Origin of the sequence: Exiguobacterium sp. s34 (assembly GCF_018617435.1) — a bacterium.
Taxonomy (GTDB): Bacteria; Bacillota; Bacilli; order Exiguobacteriales; family Exiguobacteriaceae; genus Exiguobacterium; species Exiguobacterium aestuarii.
Genome location: NZ_JACSKE010000005.1, coordinates 238,069 through 253,445, shown reverse-complemented (window position 1 = coordinate 253,445; position 15,377 = coordinate 238,069). Strand labels below are relative to the sequence as shown.

Annotated in this window: 11 protein-coding genes; 8 read left to right on the top strand and 3 right to left on the bottom strand. The window is 50.5% G+C overall.

From position 1 onward, the window contains the following. Positions 1 to 203 precede the first annotated feature (203 nt). The 6 genes from secA2 to KNO87_RS12325 all read left to right on the top strand — a co-directional run bounded on the left by secA2 (position 204) and on the right by KNO87_RS12325 (position 9,251). Complete coding sequence (gene secA2, locus KNO87_RS12350; protein ID WP_214795497.1) at positions 204 to 2,570, top strand: accessory Sec system translocase SecA2; 2,367 nt, start codon at positions 204 to 206, stop codon at positions 2,568 to 2,570. Then, positions 2,570 to 3,376: an SLAP domain-containing protein gene (locus KNO87_RS12345; RefSeq protein ID WP_214795499.1), complete on the top strand. Its 807-nt coding sequence runs from the start codon at positions 2,570 to 2,572 to the stop codon at positions 3,374 to 3,376. Before secA2 ends, KNO87_RS12345 begins: the two co-directional genes overlap by 1 nt. Positions 3,377 to 3,505: 129 nt before the next feature. Continuing rightward, on the top strand, positions 3,506 to 5,791 hold the full coding sequence (locus tag KNO87_RS12340; RefSeq protein ID WP_251126818.1) for a bifunctional 2',3'-cyclic-nucleotide 2'-phosphodiesterase/3'-nucleotidase: 2,286 nt from the start codon (positions 3,506 to 3,508) through the stop codon (positions 5,789 to 5,791). Positions 5,792 to 5,966: 175 nt separating this feature from the next. Continuing rightward, complete coding sequence (locus KNO87_RS12335) at positions 5,967 to 7,409, top strand: carbon starvation CstA family protein (RefSeq protein ID WP_214795501.1); 1,443 nt, start codon at positions 5,967 to 5,969, stop codon at positions 7,407 to 7,409. Between the two features lie 95 nt (positions 7,410 to 7,504). After that, positions 7,505 to 8,176 (top strand): PAQR family membrane homeostasis protein TrhA, encoded by a 672-nt coding sequence (gene trhA / locus KNO87_RS12330; RefSeq protein WP_074033553.1) that lies wholly within the window; start codon positions 7,505 to 7,507, stop codon positions 8,174 to 8,176. 157 nt (positions 8,177 to 8,333) lie between these two features. Continuing rightward, positions 8,334 to 9,251 (top strand): proline dehydrogenase family protein, encoded by a 918-nt coding sequence (locus KNO87_RS12325; protein WP_214795503.1) that lies wholly within the window; start codon positions 8,334 to 8,336, stop codon positions 9,249 to 9,251. Positions 9,252 to 9,375: 124 nt separating this feature from the next. Here the strand turns inward: KNO87_RS12325 and KNO87_RS12320 are convergent, their stop codons facing one another. The 3 genes from KNO87_RS12320 to KNO87_RS12310 all read right to left on the bottom strand — a co-directional run bounded on the left by KNO87_RS12320 (position 9,376) and on the right by KNO87_RS12310 (position 11,553). Then, positions 9,376 to 9,939, bottom strand: coding sequence for a YcxB family protein (locus KNO87_RS12320; protein WP_214795505.1), 564 nt, complete (start codon positions 9,937 to 9,939; stop codon positions 9,376 to 9,378). Between the two features lie 48 nt (positions 9,940 to 9,987). Next, entirely contained in the window at positions 9,988 to 10,530 is a 543-nt protein-coding gene (locus KNO87_RS12315; protein ID WP_214795507.1) for a YcxB family protein, read from the bottom strand. A gap of 120 nt (positions 10,531 to 10,650) precedes the next feature. After that, entirely contained in the window at positions 10,651 to 11,553 is a 903-nt protein-coding gene (locus KNO87_RS12310) for an SDR family oxidoreductase (protein ID WP_214795509.1), read from the bottom strand. 214 nt (positions 11,554 to 11,767) lie between these two features. Between KNO87_RS12310 and KNO87_RS12305 the strand changes: the two genes are divergently transcribed. Together KNO87_RS12305 and KNO87_RS12300 are read left to right on the top strand one after the other, a co-directional pair. Beyond that, a complete protein-coding gene (locus KNO87_RS12305; RefSeq protein ID WP_214795511.1) occupies positions 11,768 to 14,179 on the top strand; it encodes a 3-hydroxyacyl-CoA dehydrogenase/enoyl-CoA hydratase family protein in 2,412 nt (803 codons plus the stop codon). 18 nt (positions 14,180 to 14,197) lie between these two features. Next, complete coding sequence (locus tag KNO87_RS12300) at positions 14,198 to 15,370, top strand: acetyl-CoA C-acetyltransferase (RefSeq protein WP_214795513.1); 1,173 nt, start codon at positions 14,198 to 14,200, stop codon at positions 15,368 to 15,370. Positions 15,371 to 15,377 lie beyond the last annotated feature (7 nt).

Sequence of the window (15,377 nt, the reverse complement as noted above, 5' to 3'; positions counted from 1 at the left end):
ACGGTCTCACGCCGTCTCAAATAGTGAATTGAAAATATTTTTACAAATACTTTTTGAAAATTAACCAAAATTTATAGGTTTTTAAGAATTCAAAAACCAACTTTTAGGAAGTTTTCGTAAAAAAATCTCCGAATTCGCCCGAATTTCGTTATAATAGACGAGTATGTAACAGATGAATTGACAGAAAGATGGAGGCTATTAGTGTGATCCAATTTGTAAAACAATTAACGAATGATCAAAGCCGGCGTTTGAAAGCGTACGAACGACGGGTCGCGCGAATCAACGAGTTAGAGACAACGATGCAAGCACTCTCGGATGACGAGATGCGTACATATACGGAGACGCTCAAAGCGCGCCTCTTGGATGGAAAGACAGTCGATGACATCGCCGAAGAAGGGTTTGCCCTCGTCCGGGAAGCGTCGGTCCGCGTGCTCGGCATGCGCCATTACGACGTCCAGCTCATCGGCGGGTTCGCCCTTCTCGAAGGGAACATCTCGGAGATGCCGACAGGGGAAGGGAAGACGCTCGTCGCCGCTTTACCGAGTTATGTCAAGGCACTCGAAGGAAAAGGGGTCCACGTCATCACCGTGAACGATTACTTGGCGAGACGTGACGCCGAACAGATTGGCAAGATCCATGACTTCCTCGGGTTGACGGTAGGGTTGAACGTGCCAGATATTGAGCCAGACGAGAAGCGCGCCGCTTATCAGGCAGACATCACGTACGGGGTCGGGACCGAGTTCGGGTTTGACTATTTACGTGACCACCTCGTCGGGAAACCGGAAGAGCGCGTCCAGCGCCCGTTCCATTTCGCCCTCGTTGACGAAGTGGACAGCATCTTGATCGATGAGGCGAAAACGCCGCTCATCATCGCACAAAAGGACCGTTCACATATCCGCTTGAAACAACTCTCGCAACAAGTCATCTCGAGCTTTGAGGATACGGACTATGAAGTCGATTTGGAATCGAAAGCGGCCTCGTTCACAGAAGCCGGGATCACTAAAATCGAAGAGTTGTTCGCCATCGACAACTTGTTCAGCGCGTCGCACCAGGTGCTCTATCACTATCTCGTCCAGGCGCTCCGTGCGAACGTATTGTTCGAGCTCGACGTCGACTATATCGTCCGTGACGACAAGATTGAACTGATCGACTTGTTCACGGGACGCATCATGGAAGGACGTAGCCTCTCGGAAGGATTGCATCAGGCGCTTGAGGCGAAAGAAGGTGTCACGATCACCGAGGAGAACAAGACGACGGCGGAAATCACGATTCAGCACTACTTCCGCATGTATCCGCTCGTCGGCGGGATGACGGGGACGGCACAGACGTCACGTCAAGAGTTCTTGAAGACGTATAACATGGACGTCGTGCAAGTGCCGACGAACCGTGAACGGAAACGGATCGACCATCCGGACCGCATCTTCATGACGATCGAGCAGAAGTATGCGGCCGTGACGGAAAAAGTCGACGAGTTGCATGCGATGGGACGTCCGGTCTTGATCGGGACGACATCGATCGCGCAATCTGAGGCGATCAGTAAACATTTGAAGAAGAAACGGATCAAGCATGACGTCTTGAATGCGAAGACGGTCGCACAAGAAGCCGATATCATCGCCGACGCCGGACAGTTCGGGAAAGTGACGATTGCGACGAACATGGCAGGGCGGGGAACGGACATCATGCTCGATGCGAAGTCGAAAGCGGCAGGTGGACTATTCGTCGTTGGGACGGAGCGTCATGAGTCGCAGCGTGTCGACAACCAGCTTCGTGGACGTTCGGGACGCCAAGGTGACCCGGGGGAGACCGAGTTCTTCGTCTCGCTCGAAGATGAGATTGTGAAACGATATGCCGCACAAAAACTAGAACGCATCGAGAAGAAACTGAAGCCAAACGCGACAGGTGAGGTCTCGTCAAAAGAAGCGATCGATGTGGTGGAATACGCCCAGACGACGATTGAAGGAATCGGCGTATCGATCCGCGACTACTTGTTCAAGCTCGATGACGTCTTGAACGAACAACGGAACATCATCTATACGATTCGCGACCAGGCCGTCAATGCCGATGCGGATGCCATCACGAAAAACGTACTCAGCATGATGCGTCTCGCCCTCGAGAACAGTATCGATATGCATGTGTCAGACGAACTCGTCCCGGAAGAGTGGCCAGTCGCCGAACTAAAAGAAGATTTGCGTTATTTGACGATGCAAGAGCCGACTTGGTCGAACGACATCGCGGATACGTATGAGTTGAAAGAAGCGTTGAAGGATTGGATGGAAGAGATCATCCAAAAAACAGAAGCGCGCCTTACGCGAGAAGACGTCGTCTTATTCACGAAAGAGTCGCTCCTTCGTGCCCTCGATACGAAATGGACGGACCACTTGACGATGATGAGCGGATTGAAGGAAGGAATCGGTCTACGGAGCTATGCCCAAGAAGATCCGAGTCGTCTCTTCAGCAAAGAAGGGTTGGACATCTTCGAACAGACGTATGTCAACATCGCCCGTGACGTGACGGTAGAACTATGCCAGCTCGACCTGTACTTCGTCGAGACGGCAGAGGAGGAAGTGTAATGTTAGGATTTCGTAAGCGAAAACAAATCGAGACAGGCAAAACGGAAGAAGGGCGTCGGTTGACGCTCGTCTTCGATGATGAGATGGGGATCCCGAAAGAAGATGAGTACGTCTTCCGTTATCATGCGAAACGACTCCCTGCACTCCTCGACAACCAGCTCTCGATCGAACTGCTGAGCGCCGAGTCACTCGGTCAGGACTTGTCGATTGTTGCGTTGTTCCGCAACACGCTCCCGAGTTCGTTCGAGATCAACGAACTCCCGGTCTTGTTGCTCGACGCGAACAACATGCCGCTCGGACGAAAAGTGTTGGAACGTTCGGCGCTCCCGAACTTCGAGCCGTGGACGAGTAAGCCCGTCTACCTCGATTTTCTTCAGGATGAACTATTTGGCGAGATCGATACGTCCGCACCACTTCGTCTCGTCTTCCAAATGAACCCAATCGACGCGTTACAAGCCATCTCACGCGAGGCGATGGAACAGTTCTCGGCAGAAGCGTGGCAACAAGTGATGCGCACGAACGTTGCGACACCACCGGTCGCGGAAGACGAGTTCAACATGATGCTCGTCGCCGTCGAGCAAGAAGAGACACGTGTCACGACGACACTCCTTCTCCGAAACGGCTATGCTCACGATTTGAATGTGGAACAACTCCCACTTGAACTCATGAGTGGAGAAGAAGTTGTCGGTCTCACGACAATCCGTCTCGAGAACCCGGTCCACAGCAAACATGCGTACCCGATTTCCGTCACATTCGAGAATGTGGAAGGGAACGGCCCGTTCACTGTACGAATTAAACGTTCATAAGACGAAAGACCTAATTTCTGTAAAGGAAATTGGGTCTTTTTTATACAAAATTTTAATAGAAGGTCAACGAGGCTGGTGTTATATTGAGTATGGTTAGACACTTATCAACCAGACAAAGGGGACAATCACATGAAAAGTGCATGGAAATGGTCGATCGCGACCGCGCTCGTATTACCAACCGTTTTACCGCTACAGGCACCGAACGTTTTGGCAGAGGTCGATGAGGATATCGTCAAGCTCCGTTTCTTAGAGACGACAGACCTACATACGAACATCACGAACTATGACTACTTCCAAGACAAGGTCGACAATACGATCGGGTTGACGAAAGTCGCGACACTCATCAATGAACATCGTACAGCCGCTGGGGAAGCGAACACATTCTTGTTCGATAACGGCGATACGATTCAAGGGACACCGTTTGGCGACTACGTCCGTGAGCTTCAAGCTGGGAAAAATGAAGCGTTCGAGCATCCGATGTATAAGGCGATGGCAGCACTCAACTATGACGCTGTCACACTCGGGAACCACGAGTTCAACTTCGGTCTCGAATTCTTATACAACGCGATGGAAGGATCGAAAGGGAAGCTCCGTTTCGTCAACTCGAACGTCAAAGACTTAGAAGGCAACCCGATCGTCTCGAAGTTCAACGTGGATGGACAAGAGGTCCAGATCATCGAACGGACGGTCACAGACTTGGACGGGGAAACACATACAATCAAAGTCGGTGTGTTCGGTGTCGTACCGCCGAAGATCATGTCATGGGATTCAGGGAACCTACAAGGTCGTGTGACGGCAGAGGACATCATCCCATCGGCACGTGAATCGGTTCAAAAATTGAAAGACCAAGGAGCAGACGTCGTCGTCGCGCTCGCGCACTCAGGCATCGGCGAAAGTGCGGCACTCGCGGACGAACAACTCGACAGCGAAGAGAACGTCGGGTATGCGCTCACGAAGATTGACGGACTCGACATGGTCATGACGGGACACCAGCACGGTCGCTTCCCGGATGCGAAAGGCATGTTCGCCTCGTTCCCGAACGTCGATATGGCAAAAGGGACGATCAACGGGAAACCGGTCGTCATGGCGAACAACCAAGGGAAAGACCTCGGGGTCATCGATTTCGAACTCGAACTCGTCGACGGCAAATGGCAGATTCTTGACGCATCGGCCGCGCTCGACACGGTGACGGCTGATACAGCGATCGACCCGACGATCCAAGCGTTGATTGAAGACGACCACTTGGCGACAATCGACTACATCAACCAACCGGTCGGACAGATTCAAGACGATATTCAGAGCTACTTCGCACTCGTCCGTGACGATGCGTCGGTCCAGTTCGTGACAAACGCCCAGAAGTGGTACGTCGAGAAAGAACTTGAGACGAACCCAGAGCTTTCACCTTATAAAGGTCTGCCACTCTTGTCGGCAGGGGCACCGTTCAAAGCGGGCGGTCGTGAATTGACGGACGCGAGCTATTACACGAATATCCCGAAAGGTCAAATCGCCTTGAAGAACGTGGCGGACCTCTATGTCTATCCGAACACGCTCGAAGTCGTCAAAGTGACAGGGAAGGACGTCATGGACTGGCTCGAGATGTCAGCGGGGGCATATGACCAAATCGAGGCGGACGGCGAAAACCTCCTCAACCTCCAGTTCCGCAGCTATAACTTCGACGTCCTCGACGGCTTGACGTATGAGATCGATGTCACAGGTCCGGCGAAGTTCGATGTCGGTGGGAAACTCGTCAACGAGAACGCCAACCGCGTGAAGAACGTCGAATATAACGGTCAACCGATCACGATGAACCAAGAGTTCTTGGTCGCGACGAACAACTATCGTGCAGGGTCGTCTTCATTCCCAGGTCTCGGTGGCGGGAAGAACATCGTCTATCGCTCAGCGTATGAGACACGTAACGTCATCTCGGATTATATCGTGTCGAGTGGCAGCAACTTGGACTATAAAGCCGATAACAACTGGAAGATTGTCGCGGACGCGAAACGTTCTGTGACATTTGAGACAGCAGATGCCGGCAAGCAGTACTTGAACCTTTACGAAGGCATCGAAGCGACAGACGCGACACGTGCGGACGCAGCGGGTCGTCTCTTCCGGACGTATACGCTCGGTCTTGAGCCGACAGCACCAGAGTTCGTGTTAAACCTCACAGTGGATACGATCAAACCGGGTGCGAAACGCGTGACGGGAATGACAGCCCCTGGAGCAGACGTGACGCTTCGCGATGGCAATCGCGTCTTGGCTGAGACGGTCGCGAATGAGAACGGAGAATACGTACTGTCTGTCAAACCGCTCAAACTTCGCCAAACAGTAGAAGTCGTCAGTGAAAAAGATGGTCAGACGAAGTCAGAAATGAAAGTCGTTGGTGCCGGCCACGTCGGTGAACCTGCGCTTCGTTAATTGGAAATGAGCTTCCTGAATGGGGGCTCATTTTTTGTGGCAAAAATGTGAATGAAAACCCTTACATTACATGGATTCTTCTTGTATAATCAATCATGTAATCGGTTACATGACACGTGTAAACCGAAAAGCTGACGGGGATCAGCTACATATGGACGGAAAAGGGGACTGACAGATGATTACATTCTTTGTCGCACTCGCACTACTTTTGGTCGGGTATTTGGTATATGGTCGTTACGTCGAGAAGACGTTCGGCATCAAGGAAGAGCGGACGACGCCCGCTTATGCTTCTCAGGACGGCATCGACTACGTGCCGATGGGTAAAAAACGGAATTCGATGATTCAATTATTGAACATCGCCGGTGTCGGACCAATCTTTGGACCGATCATGGGGGCGCTCTACGGACCGGTCGCATTTCTTTGGATCGTCTTCGGGTCGATTTTTGCCGGGGCGGTACACGACTATTTGACAGGAATGATTTCCCTTCGGAATAACGGCGCACACTTGCCACAACTAGCGGAGAAGTTCCTCGGACGCTCGCTCCGTCATATCGTCAACGGATTCGCACTTTTACTTCTCTTACTCGTCGGAACGGTGTTCGTCACGTCTCCGAGTAACATGATCAACAACTTATTTGACGGAAACGCAACGACGCTCATGTTCGTCATTTTCGCTGTGTTCGCCTACTATATCTTGGCGACGCTTCTCCCAGTCGATAAAATCATCGGACGGATTTACCCGTTCTTCGGGGCACTTCTTGTCGTCAGTGCGATCGGGATTGCGGTCAGCTTGTTCGCACAAGGCTACCAAATTCCAGAGATGACATTGACGAACATGCATCCGGACGGCTTACCGATCTGGCCACTCCTCTTCTTCACGATTTCGTGTGGAGCGCTCTCTGGCTTCCACGCGACACAGTCGCCGATCATCTCGCGGACGACGATGAAAGAGAGCAATGGTCGTGAAATCTTCTACGGTATGATGATCGCGGAAGCGGTCATCGCGATGATTTGGGCTGGGGCTGCGATGGCCATCTTCGAGCCAGGTGAATTGCTCGGACTCATCAACTCAGGGACGCCGGCACTCGTCGTCCAAGAAGTGGCAACACTCATGCTCGGTAGTATCGGTGGGACGCTCGCGATTCTCGGTGTCATCGTATTACCGATCACATCAGGCGACACGGCATTCCGTAGCGCCCGTATGATCATCGCGGACTACTTGTCGATCGCGCAGAAGAAGTTCTCGTCACGCCTCTGGATCGCACTTCCACTCTTCGCGATCTCATACGTGCTCACGAACATGGACTTCCAGATGCTTTGGCAATACTTCAACTGGGCGAACCAGACGACAGCGGTCATCGCACTGTTCGTCGGAGCGATGTACCTCTACATTAAAGGGAAGAACCATTACATCGCGCTCCTTCCGGGGACGTTCATGTTGTATGCGGTCTGGTTCTATATTTTGACGGCACCAATCGGATTCAAGCTGGACGGGGTCCTTCCGTATGTCATTTCGACACTCGGGACGTTGACGCTGCTCGTCTTGTTCCACAAACGGGCACGCGCGATGCGGGCTGCACAAATGGAATGTGATATTCCGGTGAAAGAAGTCGCATAATCTCGACACGGGCTAATCGGTAGCCCGTGTTTTTGATTGCGTTCAAATCGGGAAATGTCCATACTAGAGGGAACAGTTATGGAAGGTGGGAGCATATGAAACAAGAACAACTCAAAGAGATGCTCCATGCCGATACGCTCGGGGAAGAGATTGCGAGCGCGATCACGCACGGCTTAGGAGTCATCTTCAGCATCGTCGCCCTCGTCTTGCTCGTCATGAGCGCGACAGAAAGTGGGAGCACATGGAACGTCACGGCGGTAAGTGTGTTCGGGGCATCGATGATTTTACTCTATCTTTTCTCGACACTCATGCACGCCATCCCCCATCCACGGGCGAAGCGGGTGCTGCAAGTGTTCGACCACGCAGGGATTTACTTACTCATCGCCGGAAGTTATACACCGTTCGCTCTCGTGACGCTTCACGGGACGCTCGGCTGGACGTTGTTCGGGATCGTGTGGGGAGTGGCGATTCTCGGAATCATTTGGAAACTATTTTCGACCGGGAAGTACATGTGGGTGTCAAACGTGACATACCTCGCACTCGGCTGGATCTGCATCATTGCCATCCGTCCGCTCTATGAATCACTCGGGCATCAAGGGTTCATGCTTCTCCTCGCCGGAGGGATTGCTTATTCGGTCGGCATTGTGTTTTATGTGTGGCAAAAACTGCCGTTCAATCATGCGATTTGGCACTTGTTCGTCTTAGCGGGAAGTGTGTTCATCTTCCTCAGTATTCTGCTCTATGTCGCACCTTCGACAAGCCTATAAGACAGCCGTCCTACGGGGCGTCTGTCTTTTTTGAAAAGTTGGGAAGAAAGTGCTGAAAACGGTTACAAAAATACAGACGAATTGACGTTTGTGTGTCATAATAATTTCAGACATCATCATAGAGATAGATGGGTGTAAAAGTAAGGGGGAAAATCAGATGGAAAAAGTGTTGCGCGATGGATTTATCTACATGTCACAAAACAAAACACTCAATAGTTTGGCGAAGAAATATGGTTTACGATTTGGTGCATCACGCTTTGTAGCAGGGGAAGACTTTAAGGCGTCCGTTCCGACGATTCGCGAACTCAACGCGAAAGGGTTGTCGGTCACGGTCGATCATCTCGGGGAATTTATCAAGACGGTCGAAGAAGCGAATACGAATCGCGACGAAATCATTCGTGCGATTGAAATTATGGCAGAAGAACAATTAGATGCTTATATGTCACTCAAGTTGACGTCACTCGGCTTCGACATTTCGGACGAATTGATTGAAGACAACATGCGTCAAATTTTGACGGTCGCACAAAGAGTCGGGGTCTTTGTGGCCATCGATATGGAAGACGAGCAGCGTTGTGAGAAGACGCTCGAATTGTTCAAGAAGCTGAAGGCTGAATTTGATGGTCTCGGGACGGTCATCCAGTCGTACTTGTATCGCTCGGAAGATGACATCAATCACCTCGCACCGCTTAAGCCGAACCTCCGGATTGTCAAAGGGGCATACAAAGAGCCGGCGACGGTCGCGTTCCCTGAAAAAGAGGACGTCGACCATAACTATGTGAAGCTCGTCAAACTCCATCTTGCGAACGGAAACTACGCATCCATCGCGACACACGATGACCATATGATTGACGCCGTCATCGAACACGTCAAAGAGAACAATATCCCACTCGACCAGTTCGAGTTCCAGATGCTATACGGTATCCGCGTCGAGCGTCAACTCGAACTCGTACGCCAAGGATACAAAGTCCGCGTCTACGTGCCATACGGCCGTGACTGGTACGGTTACTTCATGCGCCGCCTCGCGGAGCGCCCGGCAAACGTAGCGTTCGTGTTAAAAGGAATGGTGAAGAAATGAGAAAAGCACGAACGTCCGTCAAAGGATGTTCGTGCTTTTTTGATGTATGGATGACGTCGATTCGTTCCGCTTTCTATATAGCGGAGGGGCTACGATTTCTTGTTCTCGTCCTCCCTAACCGAAGTCATACACTTGGTGAGGTAGACAAATATTTTTCGAGTGTCCGATTGATTTCAAGCTGTTCAGCTTCATTGATTCCCTGTTTTGCTTTTGGGATGATAATCGCCTCATCTTCTTCATAATACAAGAAGCGATATGTCTCGTCCTCGTTCACTTTTTTGATGGATTCCCAAGGAACTTGAGTCGTTCGATGAATGTTTGTACTAACAGAATGGACTTCGACGTGAGTCTCATAAAATTGAAGAGTGGTTTCTTTTGGCCAAGTCTGACTCTTTTGCAGGAAACGAAGATTTAGTCGCAACATATACGGTGCGTACAAATCATTTAAAAGTGGCGTCAGCAAGAGTGCGAACAAGAATCCGACGATGACGGCAATAAATACATGTAATGCGGTCGACTCAGGTCGGTACGGGAAAAAGAGTGTCCCTACATACCCGATGGCAATCAGAATGGCGCGCATATATTTCATCCATGCTTTACGTCTTCGTTCATGTTCTGCAGTGTGATGAATCAATTCTCTTTGAAAAGATATGGCATCTTCTACTGTCATTTGATACGTGAACGTCAAGTCGTTCACTCCTTTCAAACTTCTTTGTCGGTCAGTATATTGATCTGATTAGTTTTTGATATGTAGACGGTCTTGTAACCATCGATTGATTTCAGTTTGGTCGATTTCACTGATTCCGTGATTCCGTTTTGGGATGATAAACACTTCATTGGTTTGGAAATATAAATAGCGATTTGTTTCATCTTCACTCATGTTTTGGATCGCTTCCCATGCCACGTGTATGCGCTTGGTTACGTTATGGTGGGTTGAATGAAATTCAATACCGCTTTCACTCAAGTGTAAGGTGACTTTTCTTGGCCACTTCGTATTCGTTTTTATAATTGACCGAGTTTGTCGGAGAACGATTTTTTGATAGAGTTTCGTGATGAATGGTAAAAGCAACAACCCGATGATCAAACTTCCGACAAGTGGATATAACGCATTTTGTTGAGGAAGTACATTAACTAATAATACAATCCCATAAAAAATGGCGAGTATTTCTGCGACAACAGTAAAGGCAATGCGTCCTTTTTTATGCATTGTTAATTGGTGAAGGGAATTTTTTTGAAGAGCGAAAAAATCATGTTCCGTCAAATGATACTGAGTGGTCAATACGTTTCCTCCATTCTATAAAAAGTGGTAATCTCTTCCTTAATTAAAACATAGGTAGGATTGATAAGAAAACGAAAGGGATTAACAAAAAAAGACCCAGCCATCGCTGAGTCTCACCTATTATCCATTAATCACCGTCCCACCGTTGACATGAATGACTTGACCGCTGACGTATGTCGAGTCATCGCTTGCGAGATAGACGTATGCTGGTGCGAGTTCGGCCGGTTGCCCCGGTCGTTTCATACCGGAAGAGTCACCGAACGATTTGACCTTTTCCGCGTCGAACGTCGACGGGATAAGCGGTGTCCAAATCGGTCCTGGTGCGACCCCGTTGACGCGAATTTTTTTATCCGCCAAGTTTTTGGCGAGCGAGCGGGTGAACGCGGTGATCGCGCCTTTCGTCGACGCATAGTCAATGAGCTGATCGTTTCCTTCATATGCCGTGATCGAGGTTGTATTGATGATGCTGGCTCCTTCTTTTAAATAAGGGAGCGCGGCTTTCGTTAAGTAAAACATGCTGAAGATATTCGTGCGGAACGTCTTCTCGAGTTGTTCGTCCGAGATGTCGAGGAGTGATTCCTGCGGATGCTGCTCGGCGGCATTGTTGACGAGGATGTCGATATGACCGAACGTCTCGAGCGTTTCTTCGACGATTCGTTGGCAGAAAGAAGATTCCCCGAGGTCTCCTTGAAGCAAGAGGCAGGCTTGGCCCAAGTCTTCAATCCGTTCTTTCGTCGCTTCCGCGTCCTCGAGCTCGTTTTGATCTTTATAGACGATGACCGAGTTCGCGCCTTCATGGGCGAAAAAGATAGCGACCGATTTTCCAATCCCGGAATCCCCACCGGTGATGATTGCGACCTTGTCTTTTAACTTGTCACTTCCTTTATAGTCTTCCCGTTCATAAATGGGGAAAGGCTCCATCTTCGAATCGATTCCTGGTTGATGGGCCTGTTCTTGGGCATTCTTTTTGAACGATTCAAAATCCTCTCGGCTGCCGGCAGTGTTTAAACGATTATCTCGCATGTATACATTCCCCTTTCTAAATTTGACTCTTTTTGTCTATACCACACCGATTGAAAACTAATCGTTCAATTAAAAAATGGAATGAAATTGAAAAATGAACGCTTGCGAATGAATGTTCATTCATTTATGATAGAAGAGTAAACACGATGGTGATTGCGATTTTTTTTACGCGTGAAATGAATCACTATTCATTCTCATTTTAGGGGGGAACACTATGACGAGTCACATCGAACAATCAACCGACCTCCGTTTGACGAACTCAATTCGTTTTGCGGTCGTCATCGGTTCAGGAGTAATGGGGGCGGGGATTGCGGCTCACTTGGCGAACGCGGGGATTCGTTCGCTCATGCTCGACATCGTACCACGTGAATTGACAGCAAAAGAGGAAGCGAAAGGGTTGACGCTCGAGTCACCTGAAGTACGCAATCGCATCGCCTCAGAAAACCGTCAAAAGTTATTGAAACAAAATCCAGCACCACTCGCGACAGCAGACCATCTCAACTTCATCGAAGTCGGAAATTTAGAAGATGACTTGGAGCGTTTGAAAGAAGCAGACTGGGTGATCGAAGTCGTCGTCGAACGTCTCGACGTGAAACAACAGCTCTTCGAGAAGATCGCACCTTACATCCGTGAAGATGCGATTCTCAGCTCGAACACGTCAGGGATCTCAATTGAAGCGATGGCAAGTGCCCTTCCGGAAGGCTTGAAATCACGCTTCCTCGGGACGCACTTCTTCAACCCACCGCGCTACTTGAAGTTGCTCGAACTCATCCCGACGGAGAAGACGGCTCGTCCGGTCATCGACTTCATGTCACGCTTCGCGGAAGACCGTCTCGGGAAAGGTGTCGTTGAAGCCAAAGATACGCCGAACTTCATCGGTAACCGCATCGGGACATACGGACTCCTCGTCACGTTCGAAGAGATGCTCAAACAAAACGCGTCAATCGGAGAGATGGATTCGATTACAGGTCCGCTCATCGGTCGTCCGAAATCAGCGACGTTCCGCACGCTTGATGTCGTCGGAATCGACACATTCGTCCACGTGGCAGGTAATGTCTACGAGACGCTCGAAGCAGGGGAAGAAAAGGATACGTTTGACGTCCCTTCAGAAATGAAGCAACTCGTCGAAAAAGGCTGGATCGGGCAGAAGGCCGGTCAAGGCTTCTATAAGAAAGAAGGAAAGGTCATTCAGGAATTGAATCTTCAGACGTTCGAATACGAACAATTGAAAGCGATTACAGGTCCTGAACTCGATCAAATCAAGTCACTTCCTGGTTCGAAGGCAAAGTTGAAAGGTGCCATCTTGAACAAAGGTCGCATCGGACAATTGCTCTGGCCGATCACGGCGAAGACGCTCGCTTACTCGGCGCGTCTCACGGGTGAGATCGCAGACACGATCGTTGCGATTGACGATGCGATGAAGTGGGGCTTCGGTTGGAAATTCGGACCGTTCGAGATGTGGGATGCCCTCGGTGTTGAAAAGTCAGTCGAGCGCATGAAAGCGGAAGGCTACGAAATTCCGGCATGGATTGATGAGATGCTTGCTGCAGGCAACACGTCATTCTACAAGGGAGACCAGTATTACGATAAAGCGTCGAAGGCGTATGTCGAGAAGACCGTCAACCCGAAAGAATTGAAACTCAAGCCACTCGCAAAATCAAACGGCATTATCTTAGAGAACGGTGGCGCACGCCTTGTCGATATCGGCGATGACGTCGTCGCACTCGAATTCACGTCACCAAACAACGCAATCGGCGTCGACATCATGCAGATGATCGAACAGTCGATCGACCGAGTGGAGCAAGACTTCAAAGGAATGGTCCTCGCAAACGATGGCAAGAACTTCTGTGTCGGCGCGAACCTTGCGATGATGCTCATGGAAGCAGAAGACGAGAACTGGTACGAACTCGATTGGATCATCAACAAGTTCCAACAAGTCGTTCAAAAGATTCGTTATTCGGGTCGTCCGGTCGTTGCCGCACCATACGGTATGACACTCGGTGGCGGAACGGAAATCAGCTTACCGGCAGCACGTATGCAAGCTGCGCTTGAGACGTATATGGGTCTCGTCGAAGTCGGTGTCGGTCTCATCCCAGGTGGGGGCGGAAACGTCAACACGTATCGTCGTCTCCTCGAACAGACGCCGAAATCGATGCAAAACATCGAGAAGGCTGCGCAACAGACGTTTGAGAACATCGCGATGGCGAAAGTATCGAAGTCGGCATTTGATGCGAAGGCGCTCGGTTACCATCGTGCGGTCGACGGCATCTCGATGAACCGTGATCACTTGACGTTCGATGCGAAACAAACGGTACTCGAACTTGCTGATGGTTACACGGCACCGGTTCGTGAGAAGTTACCGGTCGTTGGTCAAACGGGTAAAGCGACGCTCGAACTCGCGGCATATGAAATGTTCTACGGCGGTTATATTTCAGAGCATGATTTGAAGATTGCGAAGAAACTCGCACATGTCATCAGTGGTGGCGACTTGGCATACGGTACGCTCGTCGACGAACAGTACCTCCTCGACATCGAGCGTGAAGCCTTCTTGAGCCTCATCGGGGAGCCGAAGTCACAACAACGGATGCAACATATGCTCGTGAAAGGCAAACCACTACGGAACTGATAAAGGGGGACATAACAGATGAGGGAAGCAGTCATCGTAGCCGGCGCACGGACGCCGGTCGGAAAAGCAAAACGCGGATCGTTCCGTAACGTTCGTTCGGACGAGCTCGCGGGATATGCCATCAAGGCAACGCTTGAGCGTTCAGGATATAAAGGCCCGATTGATGACGTCATCATGGGTTGTGCGATGCCAGAAGCGGAACAAGGGATGAACATCGCTCGCTATGCGGCGGTCCGGGGGGGACTGTCGCACGAAGTTCCAGCGATTACGATCAACCGCTACTGCTCGTCAGGCCTTCAAGCCATTGCGGATGCGGCGGCAAAAATCATGATCGGTCAAGCGACGGCGATCATCGCCGGCGGTATGGAGTCGATGAGCCAAGTACCGATGGGTGGTCACGTCATCCGTCCAAACCCACACATCATGGAGACGGCACCAGAGTACTACATGAGCATGGGTCATACGGCAGAGCGTGTCGCAGCCGAATATAACATCTCGCGTGAAGACCAAGATGCGTTCGCCATCAACAGTCATCAAAAAGCAGCGGCAGCCATCGCAGGTGGCAAGTTCCAGGAAGAAATCGTACCTGTCACGGTCATCGAGCACGTACTCGGTGAAGACGGAAAAGTCGCTGAAGTGGAGAAAGTCGTGAAGCATGATGAAGGTGTCCGTGCCGATTCGACAATCGAAGCGCTCGGTAAACTTCGCCCGGCTTTCAAAATCAAAGGTTCGGTCACAGCGGGTAACGCTTCACAAGTGTCAGACGGGGCAGCAGCTGTTCTCGTTATGGACCGTGAAGAAGCAGAACGTCAAGGGTTACAACCGATGGCCAAGTTCCTCTCGTTCGCTGTCGGCGGTGTCCGTCCAGAAGTGATGGGAATCGGTCCAGTCGTCGCGATTCCGAAAGCACTCGAAATGGCTGGCGTAAAATTAGAAGACGTCGGATTGTTCGAGTTGAACGAGGCGTTCGCGAGTCAGTCACTCGGTGTCATCCGTGAACTCGGAATCGATCCTTCGAAAGTAAACGTGAACGGCGGCGCCATCGCCCTTGGTCACCCACTTGGATGTACAGGAGCCAAACTTTCTGTCTCCATTTTGCACGAGATGAAACGACGCAATGAGAAGTATGGGGTTGTCACGATGTGTATCGGCGGCGGAATGGGCGCGGCTGGTGTCTTCGAATTACTTTAAGGGGGAA

Excerpts from the sequence above, each read along its gene's own strand:
- KNO87_RS12305 (WP_214795511.1), top strand. The coding sequence starts at position 11,768 with ATGACGAGTCACATCGAACAATCAACCGACCTCCGTTTGACGAACTCA.
- KNO87_RS12345 (WP_214795499.1), top strand. The coding sequence starts at position 2,570 with ATGTTAGGATTTCGTAAGCGAAAACAAATCGAGACAGGCAAAACGGAA.
- KNO87_RS12300 (WP_214795513.1), top strand. The coding sequence starts at position 14,198 with ATGAGGGAAGCAGTCATCGTAGCCGGCGCACGGACGCCGGTCGGAAAA.
- KNO87_RS12325 (WP_214795503.1), top strand. The coding sequence starts at position 8,334 with ATGGAAAAAGTGTTGCGCGATGGATTTATCTACATGTCACAAAACAAA.
- KNO87_RS12335 (WP_214795501.1), top strand. The coding sequence starts at position 5,967 with ATGATTACATTCTTTGTCGCACTCGCACTACTTTTGGTCGGGTATTTG.
- trhA (WP_074033553.1), top strand. The coding sequence starts at position 7,505 with ATGAAACAAGAACAACTCAAAGAGATGCTCCATGCCGATACGCTCGGG.
- KNO87_RS12340 (WP_251126818.1), top strand. The coding sequence starts at position 3,506 with ATGAAAAGTGCATGGAAATGGTCGATCGCGACCGCGCTCGTATTACCA.
- KNO87_RS12310 (WP_214795509.1), bottom strand. The coding sequence starts at position 11,553 with ATGCGAGATAATCGTTTAAACACTGCCGGCAGCCGAGAGGATTTTGAA.